Origin of the sequence: Azospirillum oleiclasticum (assembly GCF_013423485.1) — a bacterium.
In the GTDB taxonomy this organism is placed as follows: Bacteria; Pseudomonadota; Alphaproteobacteria; order Azospirillales; family Azospirillaceae; genus Azospirillum; species Azospirillum oleiclasticum.
In genome coordinates this window covers 98,632-118,498 of sequence record NZ_JABFFR010000005.1, presented here as the reverse complement: position 1 = coordinate 118,498, position 19,867 = coordinate 98,632, and the positions used below count along the sequence as shown (strand labels likewise).

General features: G+C 70.6%; 19 protein-coding genes. All 19 read right to left on the bottom strand.

Annotation, left to right across the window (positions count from 1 at the left end; genetic code table 11):
* Position 1 precedes the first annotated feature (1 nt).
* Positions 2–853 carry a triphosphoribosyl-dephospho-CoA synthase MdcB gene (gene mdcB / locus HL658_RS08295; protein WP_180281478.1) on the bottom strand — a complete coding sequence of 284 codons (852 nt, stop codon included), beginning with the start codon at positions 851–853 and terminating at the stop codon, positions 2–4.
* A complete protein-coding gene (gene mdcG, locus HL658_RS08290) occupies positions 850–1,482 on the bottom strand; it encodes a malonate decarboxylase holo-[acyl-carrier-protein] synthase (RefSeq protein ID WP_180281477.1) in 633 nt (210 codons plus the stop codon). The genes mdcB and mdcG overlap by 4 nt, the downstream gene beginning before the upstream one ends.
* 5 nt (positions 1,483–1,487) lie before the next feature.
* Positions 1,488–2,207: a biotin-independent malonate decarboxylase subunit gamma gene (locus HL658_RS08285; RefSeq protein ID WP_180281476.1), complete on the bottom strand. Its 720-nt coding sequence runs from the start codon at positions 2,205–2,207 to the stop codon at positions 1,488–1,490.
* Positions 2,204–3,100 carry a biotin-independent malonate decarboxylase subunit beta gene (locus HL658_RS08280; RefSeq protein ID WP_180281475.1) on the bottom strand — a complete coding sequence of 299 codons (897 nt, stop codon included), beginning with the start codon at positions 3,098–3,100 and terminating at the stop codon, positions 2,204–2,206. The genes HL658_RS08285 and HL658_RS08280 overlap by 4 nt, the downstream gene beginning before the upstream one ends.
* Positions 3,097–3,414 (bottom strand): malonate decarboxylase acyl carrier protein, encoded by a 318-nt coding sequence (gene mdcC / locus HL658_RS08275; protein WP_180281474.1) that lies wholly within the window; start codon positions 3,412–3,414, stop codon positions 3,097–3,099. Before mdcC ends, HL658_RS08280 begins: the two co-directional genes overlap by 4 nt.
* 6 nt (positions 3,415–3,420) lie before the next feature.
* A complete protein-coding gene (gene mdcA / locus HL658_RS08270; protein WP_180281473.1) occupies positions 3,421–5,082 on the bottom strand; it encodes a malonate decarboxylase subunit alpha in 1,662 nt (553 codons plus the stop codon).
* 13 nt (positions 5,083–5,095) lie between these two features.
* Entirely contained in the window at positions 5,096–5,989 is an 894-nt protein-coding gene (locus HL658_RS08265; protein WP_180281472.1) for an ABC transporter permease, read from the bottom strand.
* Positions 5,986–6,942: an ABC transporter permease gene (locus tag HL658_RS08260; RefSeq protein WP_180281471.1), complete on the bottom strand. Its 957-nt coding sequence runs from the start codon at positions 6,940–6,942 to the stop codon at positions 5,986–5,988. Before HL658_RS08260 ends, HL658_RS08265 begins: the two co-directional genes overlap by 4 nt.
* Before the next feature lie 167 nt (positions 6,943–7,109).
* Positions 7,110–8,720: an ABC transporter substrate-binding protein gene (locus HL658_RS08255; protein WP_211109684.1), complete on the bottom strand. Its 1,611-nt coding sequence runs from the start codon at positions 8,718–8,720 to the stop codon at positions 7,110–7,112.
* A 119-nt stretch (positions 8,721–8,839) separates the two neighbouring features.
* The gene (locus tag HL658_RS36965; RefSeq protein ID WP_180281470.1) at positions 8,840–10,960 is read right to left on the bottom strand and encodes an ABC transporter ATP-binding protein; all 2,121 of its coding nucleotides are present in this window, start codon (positions 10,958–10,960) and stop codon (positions 8,840–8,842) included.
* A 225-nt stretch (positions 10,961–11,185) separates the two neighbouring features.
* Positions 11,186–11,884 carry a pirin family protein gene (locus tag HL658_RS08245; protein ID WP_180281469.1) on the bottom strand — a complete coding sequence of 233 codons (699 nt, stop codon included), beginning with the start codon at positions 11,882–11,884 and terminating at the stop codon, positions 11,186–11,188.
* 129 nt (positions 11,885–12,013) lie between these two features.
* Positions 12,014–12,856, bottom strand: a complete 843-nt coding sequence (locus HL658_RS08240; RefSeq protein ID WP_180281468.1) for a ParB/RepB/Spo0J family partition protein — start codon at positions 12,854–12,856, stop codon at positions 12,014–12,016.
* On the bottom strand, positions 12,846–13,880 hold the full coding sequence (locus HL658_RS08235; protein ID WP_180281467.1) for an AAA family ATPase: 1,035 nt from the start codon (positions 13,878–13,880) through the stop codon (positions 12,846–12,848). Before HL658_RS08235 ends, HL658_RS08240 begins: the two co-directional genes overlap by 11 nt.
* 181 nt (positions 13,881–14,061) lie before the next feature.
* Positions 14,062–15,258: an MFS transporter gene (locus HL658_RS08230; RefSeq protein WP_180281466.1), complete on the bottom strand. Its 1,197-nt coding sequence runs from the start codon at positions 15,256–15,258 to the stop codon at positions 14,062–14,064.
* 160 nt (positions 15,259–15,418) lie between these two features.
* The gene (locus HL658_RS08225; RefSeq protein WP_246337394.1) at positions 15,419–16,555 is read right to left on the bottom strand and encodes an ABC transporter substrate-binding protein; all 1,137 of its coding nucleotides are present in this window, start codon (positions 16,553–16,555) and stop codon (positions 15,419–15,421) included.
* Between the two features lie 53 nt (positions 16,556–16,608).
* Positions 16,609–17,589: an isopenicillin N synthase family dioxygenase gene (locus tag HL658_RS08220; RefSeq protein WP_180281464.1), complete on the bottom strand. Its 981-nt coding sequence runs from the start codon at positions 17,587–17,589 to the stop codon at positions 16,609–16,611.
* 15 nt (positions 17,590–17,604) lie between these two features.
* Entirely contained in the window at positions 17,605–18,342 is a 738-nt protein-coding gene (locus HL658_RS08215; protein ID WP_211109683.1) for an SDR family NAD(P)-dependent oxidoreductase, read from the bottom strand.
* 347 nt (positions 18,343–18,689) lie between these two features.
* Entirely contained in the window at positions 18,690–19,058 is a 369-nt protein-coding gene (locus HL658_RS08210; protein WP_180281462.1) for a VOC family protein, read from the bottom strand.
* Between the two features lie 63 nt (positions 19,059–19,121).
* On the bottom strand, positions 19,122–19,817 hold the full coding sequence (locus tag HL658_RS08205; RefSeq protein ID WP_180281461.1) for a helix-turn-helix transcriptional regulator: 696 nt from the start codon (positions 19,815–19,817) through the stop codon (positions 19,122–19,124).
* Positions 19,818–19,867: the final 50 nt, after the last annotated feature.

Here is a 19,867-nt window from a genome sequence, read left to right as displayed (position 1 = left end):
CTCAACCCTCCGCCAGCGCCAGCAGGAACAGCGTCGCGGCCAGTATGTCGGCCGAACCGCCGGGGCTCAACCGCCGCGCCACGAAACCACGGTGCACCGCCAGCGCGCGGGCGTGCCAGCCGGGGGCGAGCACGCCGCCCGCGTCGAGGAAGCCGGCGGCGGCGGCGCGGGCGTGGGCCAGCCCCTCCACCCCGCCGCGGTGCAGCAGGTTGGTGTCCTCCAGTGCCGCCACCGAGGCGAAGAACGCCTGGACCGCGGCGGTGGCCGGATCGGCGCCCTTCCGGCGGGCGGCGCGCCAGGCCGGTAGGGCGTGGCGGGTGACGGTGGGGAAGCCGGCCGCCGCCTCCTCCCGCGCGCCGGGGGCGCCGTAACGCTTCCGCACAGCGGCGCCGTGGCTTTGCTCGTCGCCGCGGGCCGCCAGGACGGCCGCACCCCAGCGCTCCGCGACCAGGGCGCAGAGCTCGTCCGGCCCCGCACCCTCCCCCGCCGCACCCGCCGCGGCGGCCAGCAGGCCCAGCGCGAAGACGGCGCCGCGGTGGGTGTTCACCCCGCCGGTCGCGCGGAACATGGCGACCTCCGCGACGCGCCCGATCCGGTTCAGCGCGGCGAAGCCGGCACCCGCCGCACCCGCCGCCGCCATGTCGTGGAAATAGCCGGACAGCCCGATGACGCTGCGCAGGAAGCTGGTGGCGTCCATGTCCGCGTGGCTGCCGGCATCGACGAAGCTGACCAGCCCCGGCTTCGGGAAGCAGGCGAGTTCGCCCAGCAGCGCCAGCCGCGCCGCCCGCTCCACCCGCCGGCCGTTCACCGCCGGGCCGTCCACCGCCGGCGCGGCGAGCGCCAGCGCCGTCATGGCGCCGCGTCCAGCCCGGCGAGCAGCGCCGCGCGCGGGCGCAGCGTGGCGTCGGTGCCGCCCTTCACCAGCAGGCGCGGGGCGTCGGTCAGCAGCTCGCGCCACGCCACCCCGTCGCCGCCGGGCAGCTCCAGCTCGCCGTCGAGCCGCGGGTCGGCCCAAGCCACCCGCTCCCCCAGCACCGCCAGCGCGCGGTCGAGCGCCGCCCGCCCCGCCACCGGCACCGACAGGTCGAGGTCGGAGCCGGGCCGCAGATACCCCTCCCCCGTCAGCCACTCCCAGGCCAGCGAGCCGTAGACGCGCGCCTCCGGCAGCGCGTCGGCCAGCTCCGCCAAGGGCCGGCTCCAGCGGTCGGGGGCCGCCCCCAGCGCGTCGGCCAGCCGCGGCGGTGGTTCGGTGCGGCGCAGCGCGGCGGGCGGGACCGACAGCGCCACGCGGCGACGGCCCTGCGCCAGCGGCAGCGGGATCCCGAGCGGAACACGGCTCGCGGCCTCGCCCGGCAGCGGGCGTCGGACGATGGCCGGGCGGCCGAGCGCCAGCCATTCCATGACCAGCGCCCGGTCACGGGGGTCGGCCGGCTCCGCCCATTCCGGGGCCGCCCAGACCAGACAATGCCGCGGCAGCCTCATGCCGGTCAGGCGCCCGCGCCGGCGCGCACGAGCGCCGCCACGTCAGCCGCCCTGCCCCGCCCGCCGCGTTCGGCGCCCAGGCGGCGGCGCGGGTCGTCCTCGGGGTCCGTGGCGTCCAGTGCCGCGCGCAGGCCCTCGCGCGGGTCGCCCTCCCACACCCCGTGCAGGCCGCCGATGCGCACGAAGTTCTCCGCCCCCGGCGCCAGCACCGGCTGCGTCTCGAACAGCGCCATCAAGCGGTCGAGCGGGATGCGGGTGATGCGGGCCATGGCGTCGGGCACCATCACCCGCAGCTCCGCCCCCGGCAACGCGTGGCAGGCGGCCGTCGCCATCCCCGTCGCCATGAAGCCGCCGCTGACCGCCAGCCCGTGCACCACGCCGACCACCCGGTGCCCGTTGCGCCGGGCGAAGTCCAGGCACGTGGTCAGATGGGCGATGACGCCGTTGTTGCCCATCAGCTCGTCCCAGCGCGACAGGCGCTGGCCGCCGTTGTCGACGATCAGCAGGATCGGCCGGCCGGGATGGTCGCGCAGCACGGCCAGCACATGGTCGGCGAGCGCCAGCGCCGTCTCCACCCCGATGAAGGCGCGGTCGGTGGTGCCGATGACGGCGACCGCGCGCCCGTCCAGCCACCCCTCCCCGGCGATGACCATGTTGTCCTCGTGACGGACGTCGTGGCGCTCGAACAGCGCGTCGAGCAGCCGGTCGGTGGGATGCGCGATCATTCCGCGGCCTCCGCAGGCGATGGAAGCAGGGCGTTGAAGGCGTCGATCCCAAGGTCTGGCACGCGCTTCGGCTCCGCCACGCCCAGCCGTTCCCACACCTCCACCCCGTCGCGGCAGCCGGCGAAGCGCTCGAGACGGGCGGCGAGACGCGCCTGTTCCGCCATCAGCGCGTCCAGCGTGATCGGGCGCGGCCGGTCGAGGAAGCCGGCGATCGCGGTGCGGAAGGCGCCGATGTCGTCGGGCACCAGCGCGTCCGCCTCCCCCAGCAGGCGGCGGTGCTTGCCGCCCATGGTGCGCCAGACCAGCGCGCGGTCCTGGCTGTCGAACTCCTCGATGCCCTCCACCGTCTCGATCACCTCGGGGCCGGAGATGCTGAGCCGCCCCTCCTCGCTCATCACGATCCGGTCGCAGGAGCGGGCCACCATCGACATGCCGCCGTAGCAGCCGTTGCGCCCGCCGATGGCGGCGATGACGGACACGCCGGCGTGCCGCACCGCCAGCACCGCCCGCTGGATCTCCCCCATGGCGATCAGCCCGGCGTTCGCCTCGTGCAGGCGTACACCCCCGGTGTCGAGCAGCAGGACCACGCCGTCGGGGCGTACGTCCAGCGCGCGCTCCAGCAGACCGGTGATCTTGGCGCCGTGCACCTCCCCCACCGCGCCGCCCATGAAGCCGCCCTCCTGGGCCGCGACCAGCACCGGACGGCCCTGCACCCTGCCCTCCCCCACCGCCACACCATCGTCGAAGGCGACCGGCACGCCGAGTGCGGGCAGATGCGGGCTGGTCAGCCGCATGGTCGGCGGGCAGTACTCGCGGAAGCTGCCCTCGTCCAGCAGCCCGGCGAGGCGGCGGCGCGCCGTCGCCTCATAGTAACTGTGCCGTGCCGGCCTCACCGTACGCCCCCGGTGTACTCCGCCGCCGCCTGGTCGAGCCGCAGCCCCACCACCGCGGGCGTTGCCCCGCCGTCGTTGATGGAGACGCGCACGTCGCCCAGCCGGTGCCGGGCCAGGAAATCCTCCACCACGCGGCGCCACGTGGGCGCGAAGCCGTGGATCGAGGTGTCGATGGCGACCGCGCAGCGCCCGGCCAGCTCGGCCCGCTCGATCATCACCTCCAGGTTCCCGGAGCCCACGACGCCGACCAGCACATGGTCCCGCGCGGGGTTCACGCCGGCCCACCCGGCGATGTCGAACTCAAGATGTTCCATGGGATCTCACCAGTTCCGGAAACGCGCCGGCGGGTCGTACAGGCCGCCGGACCAGCGCACGAGGTCGCGGATGGAGCGGGCGGCCAGCAGGTCGCGGGTGGCGAGCCTGGGGTCGACGCCCATGTCCTCCGGGTAGCGCACGGCCCCCTTCTCGCGCAGCCGCTCCACCATGGCGCGGTCGCGGGCGAGGCCGACGGGGGTGTAGCCGGCGACACCGCGGATGGCCTGCTCCCGCTCCTCCATGGTCTCGCAGAGCAGCAGGTTGGCGATGCCCTCCTCGGTCACGATGTGGGTCAGGTCCTCGCCATAGACCATCACCGGCGGCAGCGGCAGGCCGAACCGCTCCTGCAGGGTCCAGGCGTCCAGCCGCTCCACGAAGGTCGGCGCCATGCCGTCGCCGAACGTCTCGACGATCTGCACCACCAGCTTGCGCCCGCGCGGCATGGTTCCGGGCCGCGGCTGCTCCCGCCCGGCCTTCAGCCAGCCGGGGCTGGCGTGGCGGCGCCCGCGGGATTCGCAACCGAAGTTGGGCGCCCCGCCGAAGCCGGTGATGCGGCTGAGCGTGGCGGTGGAGCTGTTGCCCTCCAGGTCGATCTGGAGCGTCGAGCCGATGAACAGGTCCGCGTAATGCCCGGCGAGCTGGCAGAAGATGCGGTTGGAGCGCATCGTCCCGTCCCGCCCGATGAAGAACACGTCGGAGCGTGCGGAGACGTACGCCTCCATCCCCAGCTCCGACCCCGCGCAGTGGATGCCCTCGATGAAGCCGGACTCGATGGCGGGGATCAGCGTCGGGCAGGGGTTGACCGACAGGTACTGGCAGATCTTGCCCTTGAGCCCCAGGTCCTCGGCGTAGGTCGGCAGGATCAGCTCGATGGCGGCGGTGTCGAAGCCGATGCCGTGGTTCAGCCGGGTGATGCCGTACTCCTCGTAGATGCCGCGGATCACCATCATCGCCATGAGGATCTGCACCTCGGAGATGACGGCCGGGTCGCGGGTGAAGATCGGCTCGATGTAGTGCGGCTTGGGCGCCTGGACCACGAAGCTGACCCAGTCGCCCGGCACGTCCACCCGCGGCACCCGGTCCACCAGCCGGTTGACCTGGGCGATCAGGATGCCGGACTTGAAGGCCGTCGCCTCCACGATGGCCGGCGTGTCCTCGGTGTTGGCGCCGGTGTAGAGGTTGCCGTCGGCGTCCGCCGCCTCCGCCGCGATGAAGCTGACGCGCGGTGTCAGGTCGCAGAAATAGCGGCTGTAGAGCTCCAGATAGGTGTGGATGGCGCCGAGTTTGATCTTCCCCTCGTCCACCAGCCGCCCCATCCGCAGCCCCTGCGGGCCGGAGTAGCAGAAATCCAGCCGGTCGGCGATGCCACGCTCGAACACGTCGAGATGCGCCGGCAGCGCCAGATTGGACTGCACGATGTGCAGCCCGTGCAGCCGCTCCGGCGAGCATTGCGACAGACACTTAGCCAGGAAATCCGCGTGCTTCTGGTTGTTGCCCTCGATGCACACGCGGTCGCCGGGCTCGATCACCGCCTCCAGCAGCGCCACCGTGTCGGCCGCATCCACCACCTTGCCGCCGGTGATGGCGGATGCCCGCGCCAGCCGCTCGCGATGGTTCGTCTCCAGCGTGTTCCACGCCCGCCGGGCCGTGGTGAAATCACCGTCCACGCGCAATCCCTCGTCAGATCTTGAGCTTCGGGTCGAGCCAGTCGCGCAGGCTGTCACCGAACAGGTTGAAGGCGAAGACGGCGAAGCTGATCGCCAGACCGGGGAAGATGATCACCCACGGCGCCTGCTCGTAGAAATCGGCGGAATTGCCGGACAGCATCAGCCCCCAGGCCGCCGTCGGCTCGGTGACGCCCAACCCCAGGAAGGACAGCGACGCCTCCAGCAGGATCGCCTGCGCGATGAAGGCGGTGAACAGGATCAGCACCGGGGCCATGATGTTGGGGATCATGTGCCGCATCACGATGCGGCTGTGCGAGAAGCCGGCCGCCCGTGCCGCGTCGATGTAGGGCATCTGCCGCACCGACAGCGCGGCGGAGCGCGCCACCCGCGCCACCTTCGGCACGATCGGGATGGAGATGGCGATGATCAGGTTCACGTCGATGCCGCCGATCACGTTCTTGCCGAGTGCGGCCACCACCACCAGCGCCAGCACCACGATGGGAAAGGCCAGCATGATGTCGACGAAGCGCTGGATCACCAGATCGGTGGTGCTCCCGAAATAGGCCGACGCGGTGCCCAGCAGCGTGCCGAGAACGCAGCCGATCAGCGACGACAGCACGCCGACGGCCAGCGCGGTGCGCGCGCCGTAGATCACGCGGGACAGGATGTCCCGCCCGAAGGCGTCGGTGCCGAACCAGTAATCCGCCGACGGTGCCGCCAGGATGGCGGCGTAGTTGACCTCCAGCGGGTCGTAGGGGGCCACCACCTCCGCGAAGACCGACGCCAGCACCATGGCGACGATGGCGACAAGCCCGATGGCGCCCAGCGGCTGCTGGACGATGAAGGTGAGGACGGGGCCGCGCCGCTTCGGAATGCGGTAGGGGATTGGACCGGTGACGGTGGTCATGCCTTGCTCCGGATGCGCGGGTCGAGCACGCCGTAGAGGAGATCGACGGCGAGGTTGACGAGGATGAAGATGACGGCGACCAGCATCACCAGCCCCTGCACCATGGTGAAGTCGCCGCGCCCCACCGCCTGCACGAACAGCTTGCCGATGCCGTTGATGTTGAAGACCTGCTCGGTCACCACCAGCCCGCCGATGAGGAAGGCGAACTCCACGCCGATGACCGTGATCACCGGCAGCAGCGCGTTGCGCAGCCCGTGCCGCACCACGATCAGCCGCTCGTACAGGCCCTTGGCGCGGGCGGTGCGGATGTAGTCCTCCTTCAGCACCTCCAGCAGCGACGAGCGCATCATGCGGGTGGCGACCGCGGCGTAGCGGTAGCCGACGGCCAGCGCCGGCCAGATCAGGATGGACAGGTTGCGGATCGGGTCGTGGAAGAAGGACACGGTTTCGATGGGCGGCAGCCAGCGGAACAGCAGCAGCAGCCCCATGATCACCAGCATGCCCAGCCAGAAGCTGGGCACCGCCAGCCCGGCGATGGCGACCACCCGCACCACATAATCGATCCAGGTGTCCTTGTAGAGGGCGGAGAGGGTGCCGAGCGGTATGGCGATCAGCACCGCGATGATCGTCGCCATGAAGGCGACCTGGAGCGACACCCAGACGCGCGTTCCGATCTCCTCCACCACCGGCTTGTCGGTCCACAGCGAGCGGCCGAGATCCAGCGTGGCGAGCCCCGTCATCCAGTCCACGAACTGCGACGCCAGCGGCTTGTCGAGGCCGAGGCGCGCGCGCTCCTGCTGGATCACCTCCTCCGTCACCGCCACCCCGTCGCCGCGCAGCTTCAGCTCCACGATGTCGCCGGGCATGATGCGCAGCATGAAGAAGCAGAGAACGGCGACACCGATCAGCGTCGGCACGATCATGCCGAGACGATGGGCGATGTAGGACAGCATGGCGTGGTCCCTGGTTTGAACCCTTTCCCCCCGGGGGAGAGGGCAGGGTGAGGGGGCATTACGGCCGGATGGCCGGACAAGACTCTGTTGACCGAGAGGGAAACCGGTGGCGGCGTTTCCCCCTCACCCAGCCCTCTCCCCGGCGGGGAGAGGGCTTGCCGACCACATCACTTCGCCAGCCAGACGTCGGCGAGGTCCTGGTTCAGGTAGTGGCTGGGGGTCATCTCCCAGCCCTTCACGTCGGTGGACAGCACGACCGAGCGGTTCCACCACAGGATCGGCACGACGTAGGCCTGCTCCATGGCGCGGCGCTCGAACTCGCGCACGAGCTGGGCGCGCTTGGCCTTGTCGGTCTCGCCGCGCTGCTGGGCATAGAGCTTGTCCAGCAGCGGGTCCGCCTGGCCGGAGTAGTTCACCGGCGAGATCTCGGTGGACAGGTACTTGGTCAGGTTCAGGCTCGGGTCGTCCATGAAGTCGCCGGTGAAGTCGATCGCCATGTCGTAGTTGCCGCTGGACATGGCGGACTGCCACAGCTTGGTTTCCAACTGCTCGTGCTTCACCGTCACGCCGATCTGGCGGAGCTGGTCGATGACGTACACGCCGCCGATGGTGTAGGGCATGTTGACGTTGCGGTTGGTGAGGTTGACCGTCAGCCCGGTGACCCCGGCCTCGCGCAGCAGGAGCATCGCCTCGTCGCGGGCCGCCTTGATGTCCTTGCCGAAGCCCGGCATCTTGGTCAGCTCGGCCTCGCTGGCGGCCAGCTCGTAGCCCGGCCGCAGGATGCCGCCGACCGGCCCGAGGATGGAGATCTTCGCCAGCGCCGTCGACGCCTGCCAGCGGTCGATGGCGAGCGACAGGGCGCGCCGCACCCGCGGGTCGTCGAAGGGCTTCTTCTTGGCGTTGAAGACCAGGATCAGGCTGGCCAGCCACGGCGCCTCGTGCACCTGCACCTTGTCGCCGGCGCCGTTCTTCACCCGGTCGCGGTCGGCCGGGGCCAGCCCGCGGAACTCCGCCTGCACCTGCCCGCCCTGCAAGGCGTTGGTGACGGCGCTCGACGACATGAAGACGGCGCGGAACCCGTCCAGATAGGGTTCGCCCTGGCGGAAATAGCCGTCGAAGCGCTGCCCGGTCCAGTGCGAGCCGGAGACATGCTCCCCGAACTTGAAGGGGCCGCTGCCCATCACGTTCTTCTCGGGGAATTTGGGGTCCGCCGCCAGCTTGTCGGCGCTGTAGACGCAGTTCCAGGGCGAGGCGAGGTTGGCGAGGAAGGACGCGTCGGCGCCCTTCAGCTTGAACACCACCGTCTGCGGGTCCGGCGTCTCCACCGACGCGACCGCGTCGAAGGTGGCCTGACGGGCGGAGACCACGCCCTTGGGCGGGTTGATGATGCGCTCGTAGCTGGCCTTCACGTCGCGCGCGGTCAGCGCGCTGCCGTCGTGGAACTTGACGTTGGGGTGCAGCTTGAAGGTGAAGGTCAGCCCATCGTCCGACACCGTCCAGGACTCCGCCAGATCGCCGGTGATCTTCGGGTAGTTCGCCGGATCGAACTTCAGCAGCAGCGAATAATGCGGCGCCACCGGGTGGATGAAGGCGAAGGAAGTGTTGGCGTGGCAGTCGTAGTTCGGCGGCTCCGCCGTGACCGCGAAGGTCAGCGTGCCCCCCCTACGCGGCGTCTCCGCCGCCCCGGCGGCGGTTGCCAGGCCCAAGGTCAGGGCCGTGGTGGCCAATCCGGTTGTGGCGAGTGCGGCAAGGCGCCCGGTGCGATGCAGGATACCCAACTCCGTTTCCTCCTCTGTTCGGCGACGCCGGCTCTTCAGGCCGGTTGAGGCGTCGCGGTGGTCGTTCGTTGACGGGTGGGGGCCGGACGCGACCAGTGGTTGGCACCCCCCTCCCCTCCTCACAGATGGATGCAGGCCGCCAGATGCCCTGGCCGCAGTTCGACGGGCGGCGGCACCACCTCCGCGCAGGCCTTGGTCGCCTTGGGGCAACGGGTCCGGAAGACGCAGCCGCTGGGCGGGTTGAGGGGGCTGGGAAGCTCGCCCTGCAGCGGCCGGCTGGCGCGGGCCCGCTCCACCACCACGTCCGGCACCGGGGCGGCGGCGAGCAGCGCCTGGGTGTAGGGGTGGGCGGGGTGGGCGTACAGCTCGTCGCGGTCGGCGATCTCCATCACCCGGCCCAGATACATCACCACCACGCGGCGGGAGATGTGGCGGACGACGGCCAGATCGTGGGCGATGAACAGGTAGGTCAGCCCCAGCCGCTCTTGCAAATCTTCAAGCAGGTTGATGATCTGGCCCTGGATCGAGACGTCGAGCGCCGAGACCGGCTCGTCGCAGACGATCAGCGACGGCTTCATGGCGAGCGCGCGGGCGATGCCGACGCGCTGGCGCTGGCCGCCCGACAGCTCGTGCGGGTAACGCTCGGACATGTAGGGGTGGAGGCCGACCTGCGACAGCAGCTCCGCCACCCGATCGCGCACCGCGCGGGCGTTCGGCTCCAGCCGGTAGACCGACAGCGGCTCGGCGATGATCTGGCCGATGGTCATGCGGGGATTGAGGGAGCTGAAGGGGTCCTGGAAGATCACCTGGATCTTCTGGCGCAACGCCCGCATCTCCGACGGGGTGGCGCTGCCGAGGTCGCGGCCGTCGAACTGGATGCTGCCGCTGGTGGGGTCCTCCAGCCGCAGGATCAGCCGGCCCAGCGTGGTCTTGCCGCAGCCGGACTCACCGACCAGCCCCAGCGTCTCGCCGCGCTGGACGTTGAAGGACACGTCGTCCACCGCCTTCACCACCACCTTCTCCCGCCCGAACAGGCCGGTGCGGCGGCTGAGGTGGAAATGCTTGGACAGGCCGGCGACGTTCAGGATGGGATCGTCGTGGTGCGGGCGGGGCGTCGGCTGGTCGTTGCGCACCAGCCGCAGGTTGGGATGGCCGCGGTCGGCCGCCTCGAACTCGGCGGCGCGGTGGCAGGCCGCCGTATGGCCGCGGCCGACATCGACGACGGCCGGGTACTGCACGCAGGCGTCGATGCGGTGCTCGCAGCGCTCGGCGAAGCGGCAGCCGGTCGGCGGGTTCATCAGGTTGGGCGGCATGCCCTCGATGGTGTAGAGCCGGGCGTCGCGCGGCTTGTCCAGCCGCGGCACCGCGCGCAGCAGCCCCATCGTGTAGGGGTGGCGGGGGCGCGAGAACACCTCCTCCGCCGTGCCGTGCTCGACGATGCGGCCGGCGTACATCACGTTCACCCGGTCGGCGTAGCGGGCGACGATGCCGAGGTTGTGGGTGATCACCACCATGGCGATGCCCAGCCGGCTCGACAGATCCTTCATCAGCTCCAGGATCTGCGCCTGGATGGTGACGTCGAGCGCGGTCGTCGGCTCGTCGGCGATCAGCAGCTTTGGGTTGCAGGCCAGCCCGATGGCGATCATCACCCGCTGGCGCATGCCGCCGGAGAACTCGTGCGGGTGCATGTCCAGCCGGCGTTCGGCGTCGGGGATGCCGACCAGCTCCAGCAACTCCCGCGCCCGCGCGCGCGCCGTCGCCTTGTCCATCTTCAGATGGACGAACAACGGCTCCATGATCTGCAACCCGATGGGCAGCACCGGGTTGAGCGAGGTCATCGGCTCCTGGAAGATCATCGCGACGTCGCGGCCGCGCAGCTCCCGCATCTCCGGTTCCGGCAGGGTCACGAGGTCGCGCCCGTCGAACTGGATGCTGCCGCCGACGATGCGGCCGGCGGGCTTGGCGAGCAGCCGCATGACGGTCAGCGAGGTGACCGACTTGCCGCAGCCGGATTCGCCGACGATCGCCACCATCTCGCCCGGCTTCACGTCGTAGCTGACGCCGTCCACCGCCTTCACCACCCCGCGCGAGGTGACGAAATGGACGTGCAGGTCGCGCACCGACAGCAACGCCCCGGCCGCGTCCAGATTCGGGGCATTCGGCGTGGGGGCACGGGTGCCGCCCTGCCCTGCTCCGGATCGGCCTGCCCCGGATCGGACGGCGTCCGACTGCGCCCTCATGCTCTCCTCCCTCTCCGCTTCCAATCGTCCCTATCGGGGGGAGGAGGTGGCCGGGTTGATCCCGATCCTGTGTCGCGAGTGCCCCGCCCCATAGAAATACCGCTAACATATCAGCGGTCCCACTATAGGGACGGGGGCAGACCCGCGCAATCGCTTCCTGCCCCGACGATCAGCATAACGGATTTTTCGTGCTCCGCACCTGCTGATCGCGGGGTGGACAGAAAACTACGCCAGATCGAACAGAAGCACCTCGGCGCCGGTGCTGCTGGCGATGGTCAGCGCCGTCTCCTTGCTGACCGCCGCGCCGTCGCCGGCGCGCAGCTCGATGCCGTTCAGCGAGGCGGTGCCGCGCGCCACCTGCACCCAGGCGTGGCGGTCCGGGTTCAGGCTGTGGGTCACCGCGTCGCCCTCCTCCAGCAGCGTGGCGTAGAGGTCCACGTCCTGGTGGATGGTGACGCTGCCGTCCCGGCCGTCGCGCGAGCCGACCAGCCGCAGCCGACCGCGCTTCTCCTCCTCGGAGAAGGTCTTCTGCTCGTAACCGGCGGGCATCCCCTCACGTTCCGGCAGGATCCAGATCTGCAGGAAGTGGACGGGGGCCTCGGCGGAGGAGTTGTACTCGCTGTGGCGGATGCCGGTGCCGGCACTCATGCGCTGCACGTCGCCCGGCCGGATGGTCGAGCTGGTGCCGAGCGTGTCCTTGTGCGCCAGCCCGCCGTCGAGCACATAGGAGACGATCTCCATGTCCCGATGGGGGTGGGTAGGGAAGCCGGCACCGGGGATCACCCGGTCCTCGTTGATTACCCTCAGCGCCCGGAAGCCCATGTGCGCCGGGTCGTAGTAGTGGCCGAAGGAGAAGGAATGCCGGCTGCTCAGCCAGCCCATCTCCACCACGCCGCGATTGTCGCGATGCCGAACCGTGATCATCTCCGTATCTCCCTGGTTTGCGGTGGTCCGCGTCTGGGGGAGAAGATGCGGCCGATCAGGGTTCGGCACAATCCGGCCTTGTTGGATCAGATTGTTGCATGAACTGCAACGATGGCCAGTTGCGAATTCTCAACCGCCCAGCAGCGAGTCGATCCGCGCCCGCGCCGCCTCCAGCAGCCGCCGCTCCTCCTCCCCCAGCGGCACCGGTTCGGACGGAAGCCCGTCGACCAGCTTTCCCAACGAGCGCAGCGAGCGGGTGAGCGCCGGCACCGGGACGGCACCCCCCTCCCCTGCCCCGCCCTTGCGGGCGGCGCGGATGGCGGTGGAGCTGACGCCGGATTTCGCCATGCCCCAGAGCTGCATCTGGGTGCCCACGTCCGCGGCCTCCGCAATGGCGACCATCTGGGCGCGGGAGACCATGGCGCGGTGGTCGCGGTACTCCTCCAGCACCGCCTTGGGCAGGCGCAGGATCTTGCGGGAGCGGGTGATCTCCGCCGGGTCCTTGCCCAGCATGGCGGCCAGCTCGTCCTGCTGCACGCCCTGCTCCTCCAGCAGCCGCTCGATGGCGTGCGCCTCCTCCAGCACGTCCAGATCCTCGCGGACGAGGTTCTCGATCAGCGCCTCGGTGGCCTCGTCCGGGCGCTCGCTGCGGACGATGGCGGTGACGGTGGGCAGACCGGCCATGCGGGACGCCCGCCAGCGCCGCTCCCCGGCGATGAGCTGGTAGCGGTCGAGCCCCACCTGCCACACGCTGATCGGCTGGATCAGCCCCTTGGCGGCGATGGACTGGCCCAGCCGTTCCAGCCCGCCCTCGTCGAAATGGCGGCGCGGCTGGTGCGGGTTGGGGACGATCTGGTCGACCGGGACCTCGCGCAGCTTGCGCCCGCCCTCCCCCGCCAGGACCTGCTCCGCGGCGCGCGAGGACGCCCGCGCGATCATCGACGTGTTGCCTTGCGGCCGGTTACGCGCCATGGGTCGCCTCCGCCTTGGGGGTTGCCGGGGCCAGCAGCGCCTCCATCACCTCGACGAAGGCCTCAACACCCGGCGCGTTGGGGTCGAGCTTCAGCGCCGGCACGCCGGCGTTGACCCCCTCCACATAGATCACCGCGTTGCGCACGGGCTGGAACAGCCGCAGCCGGTTCTCCGCCGCCATGTTGGCGAGGTCCTGCATGCGCGCCTTGTCCTGGCTGCGCCGCGCGTCGAAGCGGGTGGGGAGCACGCCCAGGATGGACAGGCCGGGGTTCACCATGGTCTGCACCTGCTCCACGCTCTCCAGCAGCGCCGGGATGCCCATGATGCTCAGCATCTCCGCGTTGGACGGGATCAGCACCTTGTTGGACGCGCTGAGCGCCGAGGTCGTCATCTTGCCCAGATGCGGCGGGCAGTCGAGCAGGATCACGTCGTAGCCGCTGCGCACCGCCGACAGCACCTTGTTCAGCAGCAGCTCGCCATGCGGCATGGCGGAGATCTCGGTGTCCGCCTTGGCCAGCGAGATGCCCGACGGCACGAGGTCGATCATGCCGTCGCAGGCGCTGACGATCGCCTCCTGCACCGGGCGCTTGCGCAGCAGCACATGGAACAGCGTGCGCCCCTCCAGCTCCATCTCCGGCGGGTAGAGGCCGAGATGGATGGTGGCGGAGCCCTGCGCGTCGCAGTCCACCACCAGCACCTTGTGGCCGGAGCGCGCCAGAAGCCAGGCGAGGTTCACCACCGTGCCCGTCTTCGACACGCCGCCCTTCTGGTTGACCACGCAGAGCACGGTCGCCGGGCCGGTGTTGGCGGTCGGGATGCCCGGCGCCGGCGCCGGATCGGCCGGCGTCAGGAAGGCGGCGACGTCATCCGGCACCCGGTCGACGCCGTTCTCCCACTTCGACACCTTGGCGCGGTCGTAGGAGCGGCGAAACCGCTCGTTCAGCAGCTTCGCGAGCCCGTCCTGGCTGAGCTTACGCGACGCGCGCAGCGCCTTCAGATCCTCGCCGCCCATGGTCGCACCCATTGAGCCCCCCGCTTTGCCCGTTGCGTTGCGGCGGACGCTACGGGGCAGGGGAGGTCGGGTCAACCCCGGATCAACAGCGTGTTGATGCTTTGTTGATGGTGGGTGGCCCGCGGGCAACAGACGGGGCCGGGCGGCGGGTGACTTGAGAATTTTCAAGCGGGCAGGGGCCGGTTGAAAATTCTCAAGCGCGGCGTGCCACGGCGAACAGAGGGAGCAACGTGGCGGCCAAGATGGCGGCCAGCACCGCCCAGACGCCGCGGTGCAGGTCGGCGGCGGCGTAGCCCGCGGCCGTGCCGGCGTCCAGCACCGCGCCGATGCCGAGCTGGGTCAGGAAGGCCCAGCCGAACATGGTCAGCGTCATCGCCGTGTTGGCCCGGCCGGAGAGGTGAGGGGGGAACTGCGCGGTCACCGTGGCGTAGGAGATCACCCCGCTCGCCCCGAAGAAGCCGTAGAGCGCCCAGGACAGCCACAGCGGCAGCGGCAGGCCGGACAGGATCACCACCTGCATCACCAGGAACCCGGCCATGGTCGCGGCACTGGTCATCGCCAGCGGCACGCCGCGCAGCGACAGGGCGCGCGCCGCGGTGCCGGTCAGCCCGAAACCCGCGGCCATCGCCAGCCCGACCAGCGACACCGTGTTGGCCGCCGCCTGCCGGTCCAGCCCCTCCACATCCATCAGGTAGGGTCCGGCCCACAACCCCTGCACCGCCAGGAAGGTGCCCTGCTGCACCATGGTCGGCGGGGCCAGCCGCCAGAAGAACGGATCGCGCAGGATGCGCGCGAGTCCGGCGAGCTGCGCGCGGATGCCCTGGTCCGGTTGGTTCCCCTGTCGTTCCGGCACCAGCGCCATCAGAAGGACGGCCGTCGCCACCGTCGCCGCCGCCATGCCCAGGAACACGCCGCGCCAGTCGGTGACGGTCAGCGCCCACTCCACCGGGGCCGCGGCCGCCACCGCCCCCAGCCCGCCCAGCGCGAACAGCCCGCCATTGACCACCGGCAGCCGGTCCACCGGGAACCACAGCAGCAGCGCCTTCAACGCCCCCATCAGGCAGGCGGACACGCCGATCCCGACCAGCAGCCGCCCGGCCATCAGCGTCGCCGGATCGGTCGCCAGGGCCGAGAGCACCGACCCCGCCGCCGCCACCAGCAACAGCGCCGCCTCCACCCGCCGTGGGCCGAACCGGTCGAGCAGCATGCCCAGCGGGATCTGGCTGCCGGCGAAGGCGACGAAGAACAGGCTGGTCAGCAAGCCGAGATCGGACGCGGACAGCCCCAGCGCCGCGATCAGGTCGGGCGCCAGGGCGAGATTCACACCGCGGAATATGTAGGATATGAAGAAGCCCAGCGAAAAGACCAAGAAGACGCGCGTCCGCTGCATTCCGTTTCCTCCCCGCGACACCCGCCGCGGGGGCGATGGTACGGTACGGGGAAGGGTCAGTCGCTATGACCGATAAGCGCGTCAGCCCTGATCAAAAGTTGGGCAGAAACAAAAAGGGCGGGGGAAAGCCCCCCGCCCGTGCATCGCCCGGTCCGTCCGGTCAGGGCATCGACACCTTGCCGTCCTTCAGCATCACCACATAGACGTTGGGCATGTTCTGGCCGCTCTCCTTGCCCTCCGGCCCGTCCTTCATGAAGGCGATGTCGCCGTTGATGCCCTTCACCTTGACCTTCCACAGCGCGTCGCGGATCGCGGCGGGCTCGGCCTTGCCGGCCAGCTTCACGGCTTCCACCACGGTGGCGACGGCGTCGTAGCCGCGGAAGCCCTCGGTCAGGCCGGCGAACTCCAGGTTGCGCTTCTTCCACTCCGCGACGAAGGTGGTGGCGAGGTCGGCGTGGGTGGCCTTCTCCGGGTTCCAGGGCGGGAAGAACAGCAGGTGGTAGCTGCCGGCGCCGACCGGGTTCGCCATCAACTCGCCGGGGAAGGAGCCGCCGGTGGTCAGGATGCGGTGGGTGACGCGCTGCTCGGCCGCCTGCTTGACCGCCAGCGTGATCTGCTCGACGCCCGAGGTGACGATCACGGTGTCGCCGCCCGACTGCTTGATGCGGGTGAGCTGGGCCGACAGGTCGGTGGCGTCGGGGGTCATGGTCTCGGTGACGCCGACCGCGACGCCCTTGGCCCCCAGCTCCTTCTTGAAGGCCTGCGCGGCGCCCAGACCGAAGTCGTTGTTGACGCTCAGGAAATCGACCTTCTTGATGGGCGGGTCGAAGTGCGACAGCTTCTCCGCGAAGGCCTTCGCCTCCATGGCGGAGGTCGGCGCGATGCGGAACACCCACGGGTTGCCGGCGGTCGTGATCTTGCTGGATGACGAGGTCTCCACCACCATCGGCACGCCGTATTCCAGCAGTTTCGGCATCACCGCCAGGGTGAAGGTGGAGCTCCAGGCGCCGATCATCACCGGCACCTTGTCGCGCAGGACCAGCTTCTCCGCGGTGGTGACGGCCTCCTTCGGGTTGCTCTTGTTGTCCTCGATGACCAGCTCGATCTTCTTGCCGAGCACGCCGCCCTGGGCGTTGAACATCGCCTCGGCGATGCGGGCGCCGTCGGTGATGTAGTTGCCGGACGCGGCGACGGCGCCGGTCAGCGGCTGGGTCACGCCGATCTTCACGGTGTCCTGGGCCTGGGCCGCCGTGGCCTGGACCAGCGCCAGCGCGGCCAGGGCTGTCAATCGCACCATGGGCATCGTCTCCTTGTTGATCGTCACAGGGGGGAAAGGGGAGGGCAGGGGGCTCACGCCGCGGAAACGCGGGTCTGCCGGTACTTCAGGTCGCGGTATTCGCCGGACAGCACGGGCGGGTATTTCGCCTTGCCCGGCGGGGCGATGCACTCCACCCGCGCGTCGTAGTTGGGGTGGTGGAAGAAGGCGATGGACAACCGTTTGGTCTTGGCCGCCAGCTCCGCCGGCGGGTTGATCACGCGGTGGGTGTTGGAGACCCAGCGGTCGTTGGTCCAGCGCATCAGCAGATCGCCGATGTTGACCACGAAGTTGCCGGGGTCGGTCTCCACGTCGATCCACTCGCCGCCGCGGGTCAGCACCTGCAAGCCGCCCGGCACATTCTCGCCGTTCAGGATGGTCAGCAGCCCGTAATCGGTGTGGGCGCCGGCGCGCATCTGGTCCGGGGCCGGGGCGCCGGTCTGCTCGGGGTAGAAGTTCAGGCGCATCGCGGTGATGTGGCGGTCGATCTTGTCGTCGAAGAAAGTCTCGTCCAGATCGTGCGCCAACGCGGTCAGCCGCATCATGCACAGCACGAGACGCTCCATCTCCGCGTAGTAGCGCTCGGCCACCGCGGCGAAGCCCTCGGGGCGCTCCGGCCACAGGTTGGGGATGAAGTAGCGACGCCCCTCCGCCGACGTGTAGTAGGGCTCGTCGGGCCAGCGCTCGCGGCCGAAATGGTAGTATTCCTTCAGGTCCGGCGGGGTAGGGCGGTCGTTGCCGTGCGCCAGCGCCTCGATGCCCAGCGCGCGGTAGCCGCGCGGCGTGTCCGCCACCGGGTGGATGGCGCGCCGCTTCTCGTCCAGCGGCAGGGCGAAGAACGCGTGCGCGGTCGACCGCAGCGCGTCGATCAGCGCGGTGTCCACCCCATGGCCGGTGATGGTGAAGAAGCCGGTCTCGGTGCAGGTGTGGTCGATCTCCCGCGCCACCCGCTTGCGGTCCTCCAGCGATCCCGCGAGCGCGGGGGCGATGTCGATGACGGGAATGCCCTTGGTCATGCTGTAACCCCCGGCTCAGTGGTAATAGGCACCGCCATCGACCACGAGGGTCTGGCCGGTGATGAAGGCCGAATCCGGCCCGGCGAAGAAGCAGACGGCGCCCACCAGATCCTCCGGCAGCATGTCGCGCGCCAGCACCCGGTTGCGCAGCGACGGCTCCTTCACCCCCGCCACCAGCGTGGGGTTGCCGAGAACGCCGTCGCTGAGCGTGAAGCCGGGGGCGACGCTGTTGACCAGGATGCCGCGGGGGCCGAGCTCGGTGGCGAGCGCGCGGGTCAGCGAGACGACGGCCCCCTTGCTCGCCACGTAATGCGCCATGAAGGGGTTGCCCTTGAAGGCGACGCCGGAGGAGATGGTGACGATCCGCCCGCCGCCGCGCCGAGTCATCGGCGCCAGCGCCGCCCGGCAGCACAGGAAGATGCCGAGCGTGTTGACCTCCATCACCCGCCGCCACTCCGCCGGATCGATCTCCGCGAAGGGCTTGGGCGTCAGGCTGGAGTAGATGCCGGCGTTGTTGACGAGGATGTCGAGCCCGCCGAACGCGTCCTCGGCGGCGGCGGCCATCGCCGCTGTGTCGGCTTCCGACGACACGTCGACACGCAGGCCCGCCGCCTCGAACCCGGCGTCGCGCAGGGTCCGCGCCGCCTCCTCCGCACCGTCGAGGTCGGCGATCACCACGCGGGCGCCGCGCTCGGCCAGCCCGCGCGCCACCGCGGCACCGATGCCGCGGGCGCCGCCGGTGACCACGGCCACCTTGCCCTCCAGACCCATAGCCCCTGCCTCTCGCTCTTATTGCTCAGTGTTATGAGCAAATGGCGTGCCAGGGGCGGCGGCGGGGCTGGGGCAGGGAACGCGCGGCGTTGCGCCGCTGCGTCATACCGCCGCATGCTTCATTGTTGGGCGAATGACCGCGGCGGGGGCACCGCATGCCAAAATCCCTCGCCCGCCGCCGGCGGGAGAGGGAGGGGCCCGCGAAGCGGGAAGGTGAGGGCAGGGATTCCCGGGGGGACCTAGCCCTCACCCTTCCCACGCTTCGCGCGGGCCCCTTCCCTCTCCCGCCGGAGGCGGGCAAGGGTGGAATTTCGTCAGTAAACTGACGATTACATCCCGGACAGGAAGCACACCCGCAGCCGGGTGCCGTCCGGGTCGAGCCCGACGAAGCTGTGGCCGAAGTCCAGCGAGCGCGGTGCCTGCGCGATGGGCACGCCGGCCTCGCTCCACTCACGGTGGGCGGTCTCCACCGCGTCGCGGTCGGCGACCGGGAACAGCAGCTCGAAGCCGGTGCTGCCGGGGGCGGCCGGCGGGATCGCGTCGGCGCGCGACCACAGCCCGATCAGCCCGCCCGAGGGCAGGGCGAACATGGCGAAGCCGGGGTGGTTCTCGACCGGCTCCAGCCCGAGCCGGGCGCGGTAGAAGGCGACGCTGGCGGCCACGTCGGCGACGTAGAGAACGGTGGTGGTGCGGTCCATGCTGGCGGGTCCATTCCTTGGTTGGGATGACCGCAGTGTGGACCGGCCCACTGTCAGTTCCTGTCAGCAGTCCATGCAGCGGATGCCTTCGCTCTCCCGCCATGCCGTCAGCAGGGCGGCGCGGCGGCGCGGCGGGCGCTGGTCGGTGACGGTGGCGGAGACCATGCGGTCGGTGCGGAAATGGCGGAAGCCGTCGCGCAGCTCGCACCACGCCACCAGCATGCGCATGCGGTCGAAGAAGCCCAGCGCCACCGGCCACACCGTGCGCTCGGTCTCCGCCCCGGACTGGTCGCGGTAGACCAGCGCCAACTTGCGCTCCCGCCGCAGCGCGTCGCGCAGCAAGGCGAGGTCCACCGTGTCGGCGGAGCCCGCGGACTCCGGCCCGATCAGAAGGGAAGGGGTGCCGATCCGGTCGCGCAGCTCCGCCGGCAGCACGGCGCCGATGCGGGCCCGCGCGTCGCGCGCCGCGGCGGCCAGCCGGGGATCGCCGCGCTCCGCCACCCAGCGGATGCCGAGCATGACCGCCTCCATCTCCTCCTCCGCGAACATCAGCGGCGGCAGCAGGAAGCCGGGGCGCAGCACATAGCCGACACCCGGCTCCCCATCCACCTCGGCCCCCAGCCGCTGGAGGGCGGCGATGTCGCGGTACAGCGTGCGCAGGCTGACCCCCAGCTCCCCGGCAAGCGAAGCGCCGCTCACCGGCTGGCGGTGGCGGCGCAGGATCTGCAACAGGTCGAACAGGCGCTCGGCGCGGGGCATGGGACGTTCCGATCAGGGACGCCCCATGCTGCCACGCCGTGTCAGCGGGT